Origin of the sequence: Promicromonospora sp. NPDC057488, assembly GCF_042802395.1 — a bacterium.
In the GTDB taxonomy this organism is placed as follows: domain Bacteria; phylum Actinomycetota; class Actinomycetes; order Actinomycetales; family Cellulomonadaceae; genus Promicromonospora.
The window spans coordinates 1-8,890 of sequence record NZ_JBHVEG010000223.1 but is presented as its reverse complement, the minus strand read 5'-3'; the positions used below and the strand labels follow the sequence as shown (position 1 = coordinate 8,890).

8 protein-coding genes are annotated in these 8,890 nt (G+C 71.2%); 6 read left to right on the top strand and 2 right to left on the bottom strand.

Annotated features, from left to right (window positions below; genetic code table 11):
* Positions 1-59: 59 nt before the first annotated feature.
* Positions 60-776 carry a hypothetical protein gene (locus ACFU5G_RS27250; protein WP_377251774.1) on the bottom strand — a complete coding sequence of 239 codons (717 nt, stop codon included), beginning with the start codon at positions 774-776 and terminating at the stop codon, positions 60-62.
* 55 nt (positions 777-831) lie between these two features.
* Here ACFU5G_RS27250 and ACFU5G_RS27245 point away from each other — a divergent pair, with 55 nt between their 5' ends.
* Positions 832-1,596 carry a lysophospholipid acyltransferase family protein gene (locus ACFU5G_RS27245; protein WP_121383843.1) on the top strand — a complete coding sequence of 255 codons (765 nt, stop codon included), beginning with the start codon at positions 832-834 and terminating at the stop codon, positions 1,594-1,596.
* Between the two features lie 25 nt (positions 1,597-1,621).
* On the opposite strand, the gene ACFU5G_RS27240 is transcribed toward ACFU5G_RS27245, so the two are convergent.
* Complete coding sequence (locus ACFU5G_RS27240) at positions 1,622-2,629, bottom strand: LacI family DNA-binding transcriptional regulator (RefSeq protein WP_377251772.1); 1,008 nt, start codon at positions 2,627-2,629, stop codon at positions 1,622-1,624.
* A 250-nt stretch (positions 2,630-2,879) separates the two neighbouring features.
* Between ACFU5G_RS27240 and ACFU5G_RS27235 the strand changes: the two genes are divergently transcribed.
* The 5 genes from ACFU5G_RS27235 (at position 2,880) to ACFU5G_RS27215 (ending at position 8,844) form a co-directional block, all read left to right on the top strand.
* Entirely contained in the window at positions 2,880-4,157 is a 1,278-nt protein-coding gene (locus ACFU5G_RS27235; protein ID WP_377251770.1) for an extracellular solute-binding protein, read from the top strand.
* A 3-nt stretch (positions 4,158-4,160) separates the two neighbouring features.
* Positions 4,161-5,051 carry a carbohydrate ABC transporter permease gene (locus ACFU5G_RS27230; RefSeq protein WP_377251768.1) on the top strand — a complete coding sequence of 297 codons (891 nt, stop codon included), beginning with the start codon at positions 4,161-4,163 and terminating at the stop codon, positions 5,049-5,051.
* Positions 5,051-5,947 carry a carbohydrate ABC transporter permease gene (locus ACFU5G_RS27225; RefSeq protein WP_377251766.1) on the top strand — a complete coding sequence of 299 codons (897 nt, stop codon included), beginning with the start codon at positions 5,051-5,053 and terminating at the stop codon, positions 5,945-5,947. Before ACFU5G_RS27230 ends, ACFU5G_RS27225 begins: the two co-directional genes overlap by 1 nt.
* Positions 5,948-6,016: 69 nt before the next feature.
* Positions 6,017-7,204: a glycoside hydrolase family 1 protein gene (locus ACFU5G_RS27220; RefSeq protein WP_377251764.1), complete on the top strand. Its 1,188-nt coding sequence runs from the start codon at positions 6,017-6,019 to the stop codon at positions 7,202-7,204.
* Positions 7,205-7,275: 71 nt separating this feature from the next.
* Positions 7,276-8,844, top strand: a complete 1,569-nt coding sequence (locus ACFU5G_RS27215; protein WP_377251762.1) for a glucoamylase family protein — start codon at positions 7,276-7,278, stop codon at positions 8,842-8,844.
* Positions 8,845-8,890 lie beyond the last annotated feature (46 nt).

Below are 8,890 nucleotides of genomic sequence, written 5' to 3'. Positions count from 1 at the left end.
GAACGTGTCAGAAGCTCAGATCACCCGGGTGATCTGAGCGTCTGACAATTCCGGACCTTCTAGACGACGGCGCCGGGGCCGTCGTCGTCCGGGTCGCGCTGGTGCGGCATGCGCCAGATCAGCACGCCGAGGCCGGCGACGAACAGGCCGAGCCCGATCTGCCCGGCCAGCGGCGGGATCGAGACGGCCGGCACCGCCGCCGAGACGATCATGCCGATCACCGCGAGCACGGGGATGCCCACCACGAAGCTCCACGCCATCGTGAGCAGCGGGTCGCGGGACAGCAGCGCGGGCGGCTCCGGCGGCGTGAAGTGCGAGTCCGCCTCCTCCTCCGCCTCGGCCTCGGGCGACAGCGGCCAGTCGCGCGGGCCCGAGGGCTGGTCCGGGCGCGTCCGCCCCGGCTCCGCGTCGGCACCTGCCGCGCCGCTCGCGCCGTCGGCCTCCGTGCCGCTCGTGGTCCAGTCGCCGGCGGCCCAGCCGCCGTCGCTCCAGCCCCCGACCTGACGGCCGTCCTTCCGGTCGCCCCCGGCCTGCTCACCACCGGCGGGACCGCGAGCGCCGTCGTCGGCGCTGCCCTCGTCATCGGACCGTGATGTCTGAGAGGATGCGGCGGACTTCTCCGTGCCGCCGGTCTCGCCGTCGGCCCGGGATACGTCCATGTCGCCGAGCGTGGCGACGATGTCGGCCCAGCGCGAGGCCACGTCGTCGTCGCCCAGCTCGCGTGGGGTGTCGCCGGGCACGTCGTCGTCGCGGTCGTCGGTGTTCGATGCGGCCATGGGCACACTCTATTGTCGTCGGGGGGCCCGCGGGGGCGGGTCTTGAGGAGGAATCTTGTTCTACTGGGTGATGAGGAACGTGCTGGTCGGCCCGCTGCTGCGCCTCGCGTACCAGCCGTGGGTCGTCGGCGCCAGGAACGTGCCGCGCAGCGGCGCCGCCATCGTGGCCAGCAACCACCTCGCGGTGATCGACTCGTTCATCCTGCCGCTGCTGATCAAGCGTCGCGTGACGTTCCTCGGCAAGTCCGACTACTTCACGGGCAAGGGCCTCAAGGGCAAGATCGTGGCCTGGTTCATGACCGGTATTGGTGTCATCCCCGTGGACCGTTCCGGGGGTGCCGCCAGCGAGGCCGCGCTGCGCACCGGCCTGCGCGTGCTGCGCGAGGGCAGCCTGTTCGGCATCTACCCGGAGGGCACCCGCAGCCCCGACGGCCGCCTGTACAAGGCGAAGACCGGCGTGGCGCGGATGGCGCTCGAGTCGGGTGCGCCGGTCATCCCCGTCGCCATGGTCGACACCGACGTCGCCCAGCCGGTGGGCCGCACCGTGCCCGCGTTCATGCCGCTCGGCGCCGTGATCGGCGAGCCCCTGGACTTCAGCCGGTACAAGGGCATGGAGACCGACAAGTTCGTGCTGCGCGCCGTGGCCGACGAGATCGAGTACGCGATCCTGTCGCTGTCCGGCCAGGAGTACGTGGACGCGTACGCGGCCAGCGCCAAGGAGCGCGCGGCCCGTGGCGAGCCCGCGATCCCGACGGCCGAGGAGGGTCCCGGCGGCCTCCCCTTGCCGGAGGTCGAGAAGCCGCGGCGCCCGCAGCGGTAGCTTGCGGAGCCCGCCGGCCCGCCGCCTAGCGGGCCGGCGCCGCGCTCGACGCCCGCACCACGAGGCTCGTGGCGAGCTCGGTGCGCAGGGTGTGCCCGCTGGCCGTGCGGGCCCGGTGCACGAGGTCGACGGCGGTGGCGCCCATCTCGGTCAGGGGCTGGCGCACGGTGGTCAGCGCCGGGTCGATCCAGGGCGCGATCGGCAGGTCGTCGAAGCCGACGAGCGAGACGTCGCGGGGCACGACGAAGCCCTCCTCGCGCAGCGCGCGCAGCGCCCCGAGCGCGGTGTCGTCGCTGCTGGCGAAGATCGCGGTGGGCGGGTCGTCCAGGCCCATCAGCCGCTGCGCGCCCTCGTAGCCCGAGGTGACGCCGTAGGCACCCACGTAGACCAGGTCGTCGTCGGTGGTCAGGCCCGCGCGGATCATGGCGGCGCGATAGCCCGCGAGCCGCGCGATGGCGTTGTCCTGCTCCAGCGCGCCGGTGATCGTGGCGATGCGCGTGTGGCCGAGCGACAGGAGGTGCGCCGTGGCCTCCAGCCCGCCCTGGAAGTTGGTGGCGCCGACGCTGAGCATCCCCTCCGGCGGCCGCTGCCGCGGGTCGACGACGACGAGCGGCGTGCCGGTCTGCTCCAGGGCGCGCCGCGCCTCGGCGTCGGGCACCGCGACGATGCTGACCAGGCCGTCGGTGCCGCGCTCCAGCGCGTGCCGCACCCAGGAGCTGCAGTCGTCGGGGTCGGGCTCGACGGCGAGGACGACGTCCAGCCCGAGCCGGCGGGCGCCCGCGACGGCGCCGCGGACCACGGCCTCGGACCAGGTGCCTTCGAAGTCGACGATGCGCACGTCGATCATGCCGGTGGGCTTGGCCGCCGGCGGGCGGACCACGTAGCCGTGCCGCTCCAGCACCTCGGTGACCCGGGCGCGCGTCTTGCCGGCCACGTCGGGGCGGGTGTTGAGCACCTTGGAGACCGTCGGGACCGAGACGCCCGCCTCGGCCGCCACGACGGCGAGCGGGATGTGCGGCTGGTCGGTTGCCATGGGTCCTCCGTCGGACGTCTTTCCGAAACCTGTTTCCGAAATCAGGATGGTAGCCCATCGCGCGGCTCGCCTCCGCAACATCGCTGGACGGCGTTGGGAGACCGGGGCAACTGGCGCGATACCGCGCCACCAACCAGCCGCCAGGCTGCCACCAGGCTGGTTGACACCGCACCGCGCCCCGTCTAACCTCCCGTGGTCTTTCCGAGATTCGCCTTCGAAATTTCGGAAACAGATCAACAAGGGAGTGATCGTGAACAGGACACCTCGCCTCGCCGCAGCGGCGACGGCGTCGACCCTCACGCTGGCCCTCGCCCTGACCGGGTGCGGCCGCAGCGACGAGGCCGGCACCACGGCAGACAGCGCCAGCAGCATCTCGGACGGACCCGCCAGCGGCACCGTCGAGGTCTGGGCGATGGGCACGGAGGGCGAGCTGCTGCCCGAGCTCGCCGAGCAGTTCGAGGCCGACAACCCCGACGTGACGGTGAACGTGACGCCGGTGCCGTGGGAGTCGTCCACCGAGAAGATCAACACGGCCATCGCCACGGGCGAGGTGCCCGACGTCATGCAGGTCGGCACCACGCTGATGAGCGGGTTCGTCGGGCTGGACGGCCTGGCGCCGACGCCCGAGGACATCGACTCGTCGGCGTTCTTCCCGGGCGCCTGGGAGACCACGGAGGTCGACGGCACCTCGTACGGAGTGCCCTGGTACGTCGAGTCGCGCGTGCTCTACTACCGCACCGACCTCGCCGAGGAGGCCGGCGTCGAGGCGCCCGAGGACTGGGCGGGCCTGACGGACTTCGCGGCCGGGCTGCAGGACGCCGGGGCCGAGAACGGCATCGCGCTGCAGACCCGTGGCAACTCGACCGCGCTGATGTACTTCCCGTTCTACTGGCAGGCGGGCGGCGAGATCCTGGACGACGCCGGCGAGTTCACGCTCGACAACGACGCCCAGGTCAAGGCGCTGGAGTACTACTCCTCGTTCATGCGCGACGGGCTCGCCCCGCCGGTGCTCGTCGAGGACGAGAAGGTGCAGAACTTCATCGACGGCAAGCTCGGCTCGTTCGTCTCGGGCCCGTGGGAACGCGCGAACCTGCTGACCACCGCGGGCGACGACTTCGCCGACAAGTTCGGCGTGGTGCCGCTGCCCGCCGACGAGGCCACCGCGTCGTTCATCGGCGGCTCCAACCTCGCCGTCCTGGCGGACGCCGCCAACCCCGACGCCGCGTGGAAGTTCGTCCAGTTCGCCACCGACCCCGCCGTCCAGGTGGACTGGTTCGGCATCTCGAACGACCTGCCGGCCGTGCAGGCCTCGTGGGAGGACCCGGCGCTGGCCGACGACGACGCCTTGGCCGTCTACCAGGGCGTGCTGGAGACCGCGCGCTCGACCCCCGCGATCCCGACGTGGTCCGAGATCGAGCACGAGCTCGACCTGATCATCGAGCAGACCATCGCGGGCGACCTGACGCCGGAGGAGGCCGCCGCCAAGATGCAGGAAGCGGCCACCTCCATCGGGACGGGTCTGGACTGACCCGTGGCCGTCTCCGCACGCCGCCGCCGCACGGGCCTCGCCGCCTGGGGGTTCGCGCTGCCCTTCACGATCCTCTTCGCCGTGTTCATGCTGGTCCCGGTGGCGTCCTCGCTGTACATGGCGTTCACCGACATGCAGGGCAAGGACCTGAGGACGCCCTGGGCCGTGAACTTCGTGGGGTTCGACAACTTCGCGGCCGTCCTGGCCGACCCGAAGTTCCAGCAGGCCGCCGGCAACACGCTCTACTTCGTCGGGGTGGCCATGCCGCTCACGCTCGGTATCGCGCTGCTGCTGGCGGTCCTGCTGAACTCGGGCCTGACCTGGTTCCGGTCCGTGTTCCGCGTCGGCTTCTACGCGCCGGTCGTGACGTCGATCGTCGCGGTGGCGGTGGTGTGGAGGTTCCTCCTGCAGCCCGACTTCGGGCTCGTGAACTCGGGCCTCGGCCTGTTCGGGATCGAGGGGCCGCGCTGGCTCACCGACGAGGTCTGGGCCATGCCGTCGCTGATCATGATGGCCACCTGGCGCAACGTCGGGTACTCCATGGTGATCCTGCTCGCCGGGCTGCAGGGCATCCCGAAGGACCTGTACGAGGCCTCGGCCATCGACGGCGCCGGCGCCGTGCGCCAGTTCCGGTCGATCACGGTGCCGCTGCTGCGGCCCACCCTGCTGTTCTGCGCGGTCATCACCGGTATCGGCTACCTGCAGTTCTTCGAGGAGCCGTTCGTCATGACGCAGGGCGGGCCGCTCGGGGCCACCAACTCCGTGGCCTACGAGATCTTCAACCAGTTCGGGTTCGGGAACTACGGCCTCTCGGCCGCGATGAGCTACGTGCTGTTCATTGCCATCGTGATCCTGTCCTACCTCCAGTTCCGCCTGCTCAGGACGGAGAAGTGATGACTGTCCTCACCGAGCGGCCCGGCACCCGCCGCGGCGCGCCGCAGGGGTCCGCCCCGCGCCGGGCCGCGACCCGCCGCTTCACCCCGCGCGCGATCCTGCTCAACGTCGTGCTCCTGCTGGGCCTCGCGGCCTCGTTCGGGCCGCTCCTGTGGATGATCGTCTCCTCGGTCAAGCCCGAGGGCGAGATCCGGCAGTTCCCGCCCACCCTGCTGCCCGAGCAGTTCACCTGGTCCAACTACACCGAGCTGTTCGCGACGCTCGACTTTCCCCGGTTCTTCGCGAACTCGGTGGTCGTGGCGCTGGTCGTCACGGTCGGGTCGGTCCTGTTCAGCGCGATGGTCGGCTACGCCCTGGCCAAGCTCGACTTCCCCGGCCGCCGCGTGCTGTTCCTGCTGATCATGGGCACGCTCATGGTCCCGGGCATGGTCACGTTCGTGCCGCTGTTCGTGCTCGTGGCCAACCTGGACCTGATCAACACCTACGCGGCGCTGATCCTGCCGTTCCTGGCGGCGCCGTTCGGCGTGTTCCTCATGCGGCAGTTCATGCTCGACATCCCGGACGAGCTGCTCGACGCCGCACGCGTCGACGGCGCGGGCGAGTTCCGCACGTTCTTCGCCGTCGTGCTGCCGCAGACCAAGCCCGCGCTGGCGACGCTCGGCATCCTGACGTTCCTCGGGTCCTGGAACAACTTCCTGTGGCCCCTGGTCGCCGTGCAGTCGGCCGACAAGTACACGCTGCCCGTGGCCCTGGCCCTGTACTCCACGGGGCAGAACACCGTGCAGTACGGCCTGCTCGTGGCGGGCGCGACCGTCATCGTGCTGCCGATCCTCATCGTCTTCCTGGCCCTGCAGCGGCACATCGTGCAGGGCATCGCGACCACCGGTCTCAAGTAACCGCAGCACGCCCAGCCCCACCGCACGCCAGCACTACCACGCCAGCCGCACGACCCGAGGAGTTTTCCCGTGACCGAACAGATCACGCTGCCCACCGCGCCCGAGTTCCTCTGGGGCGCCTCGACCGCCGCGCACCAGATCGAGGGCGGCAACACCAACAGCGACTGGTGGGCCAAGGAGCACGTCGCCGGGTCGCTGTGCGCGGAGAGCTCCGGCGACGCCGTCGACAGCTACCACCGCTACGGCGAGGACATCGCGCTGCTGGCGGCGGCCGGCCTGAACGCGTACCGGTTCTCGATCGAGTGGGCGCGCATCGAGCCGGCGCAGGGCGAGTTCTCGCGGGCGCAGCTCGACCACTACCGGCGGATGATCGACACCTGCCTGGAGGCGGGCGTGACGCCGATGGTCACGCTGCTGCACTTCACGCTCCCCCGCTGGTTCGCGGAGCGCGGCGGCTGGTTCGCGCCCGATGCCGTCGACCTGTTCAGCCGGTACGTCGAGACGGTCAGCCAGATCCTGGGCGACGTCGGCCACGTCGTGACCATCAACGAGCCCAACATCACCTCGATGATGCTCGGCGCGAGCCGCCGCACCAACCTCGACGCCGCCGGGCTCGCCGCCCCGGACCAGGGCGCCTCCGAGATCCAGGCGACGGCCCACCGGCGCGCCGTCGACATCCTGCACGGCCTGGGGCACGTCAAGGCCGGCTGGACCATCGCCAACCAGGTGTTCCAGGCGGCGCCCGGCGCCGAGGAGGCCCGCGACGCCTACGCCTACCCGCGCGAGGACTTCTTCCTGGAGGTCGCGCGCGGCGACGACTTCGTGGGCGTGCAGAGCTACCTGCGCACCATCATCGGGGCCGACGGCGAGCCCATCCCCTTCGGCGACGACGTCGAGAAGACGCTGACCGGCTGGGAGTACTACCCGCAGGCGCTCGGCGAGGCGCTGGAGTACACCCACAAGATCACCGGCGGCGTGCCGATGATCGTCACCGAGAACGGCATGGCCACGGCCGACGACTCCCGCCGCATCGACTACACCACCGGCGCGCTGGAGGGCATGGCGAACGCCATCGCCGCGGGCTGCCAGGTGGACGGCTACCTGCACTGGTCGCTGCTGGACAACTACGAGTGGATGAGCGGGTTCCGGCCCACGTTCGGCCTGATCGCCGTGGACCGCACCACCTTCGTGCGCACGCCCAAGCCGAGCCTCGCGTGGCTCGGCCAGGTCGCGCGCACGGGGCTGCTCGCCCGCTGACGCGCCACCTCTCAGCACTTCCCTGTCACCACTGCACCTGTCATCAACTACGACGACGTAGGAGACACACCATGAGCAGGATCCGCACCACGCTCGCGACGGGTGCCGTCGCCGCCCTGGCGTTCGCCGCACTGCCGGCGAGCGCCACGGGGGCGACGTCGGCCCCGGACGCCGCAGCGCAGAGCACTTCCGGCACGACCACTTCAGGCAAGGACCGCCGTCAGCTCCAGGCCTGGGCCGCGGACACCTGGCGCTCGTTCGAGGCCATGGTCGACGAGGAGACGGGCCTGCCCGACGACAACATCGGCGGGGACCTGGACCCCGCCAGCCGCGGCGGATACACGTCGCCCACCAACATCGGCGCCTATCTGTGGAGCACGGTGGTGGCCCGGGACACGGGCCTGATCGACCGCCGCGAGGCCCGCGAGCGCCTGGCGACCACGCTGGACACCGTGGCCGGGCTGGAGAAGCACGAGCCGAGCGGCATGTTCTACAACTGGTACGACCCGGCCACGGGCGCCAAGCTCCTGACGTTCCCCACGAGCGGCGACCCGATCAAGCCGTTCCTGTCCAGCGTGGACAACGGCTGGCTCGCGACGGGCCTCCTGCTGACGGCGCGCGCGGAGCCGTCGCTGGCCCGCGCCGCGGACGCCGTCCGCGAGGACATGGACTTCGGCTGCTACTACGACCCGGCGCAGAACCAGATCCGGGGCGGGTTCTGGGACGTCGACCCGCAGGAGACCGCGCCCGTCGCGGGCGACTACTGCGAGATGGGCGCCGACGTCTGGTACACGGGCCACCACTACGGCGCGTTCAACACGGAGCCGCGCATCGCGTCCTACCTCGGTATCGCCGAGGGGCAGATCCCGGCGGAGCACTACTTCGGCACGTACCGCACGTTCCCCGACACGTGCGACTGGTCGTGGACCGAGACGCGCCCGGTCGGCCAGTGGGCCGAGCACCTGGGCGTTCCCGTGTTCGAGGGCGCGCTGCCGTACCGCGGCATGCGCGTGGTGCCGACCTGGGGCGGCAGCATGTTCGAGGCGCTCATGGTGCCGCTGTTCGTGCCCGAGGAGACGTGGGGCCCGCGCTCGTGGGGCCGCAACCACCCGCTGTACGTGCAGGGTCAGATCGAGCACGGCCTGCGCGAGGCGGACTACGGGTACTGGGGCTTCTCGCCGTCCAACAATCCGGCCGGCGGGTACCGCGAGTACGGCGTGGACCAGCTCGGGCTGGACGGGCCGGGCTACACCTCCGACCAGGAGCGCACGACCGTCGACCAGCCCTACGAGGGCTGCCGCGAGGGCTCACCGGCGCCCACGGAGTACGGCGACGGCGTGGTGACGCCGCACGCGTCGTTCCTCGCCCTGCGCTACGCGCACGGTGACGCGATGGCCAACCTGCGCAACATCGCCGAGGACTTCGACGCGTACGGCCCGGGCGGCTTCTACGACGCCGTGGCGGTGCGCAGCGGCCAGGTCTCCCAGCGTTACCTGTCGCTGGACCAGGGCATGATCATGGCCGCGCTCGGCAACGAGCTGGCCGACGACGCCGTCCGCCGCTACGTCTCCCGTGGCGACCTGGAGCGCGAGGTGCGCCCGCTGATGGCCATGGAGACGTTCGCCGTCGGCCGCGACTAGCACCCCCGACGTGTCAGACGCTCAGGTCCCCCGGGGGACCTGAGCG

What these genes read in the sequence shown, in the direction of transcription:
- ACFU5G_RS27240 (WP_377251772.1), bottom strand. Translation starts at nt 2,629, where the DNA reads ATGGCAACCGACCAGCCGCACATCCCGCTCGCCGTCGTGGCGGCCGAG.
- ACFU5G_RS27225 (WP_377251766.1), top strand. Translation starts at nt 5,051, where the DNA reads ATGACTGTCCTCACCGAGCGGCCCGGCACCCGCCGCGGCGCGCCGCAG.
- ACFU5G_RS27215 (WP_377251762.1), top strand. Translation starts at nt 7,276, where the DNA reads ATGAGCAGGATCCGCACCACGCTCGCGACGGGTGCCGTCGCCGCCCTG.
- ACFU5G_RS27250 (WP_377251774.1), bottom strand. Translation starts at nt 776, where the DNA reads ATGGCCGCATCGAACACCGACGACCGCGACGACGACGTGCCCGGCGAC.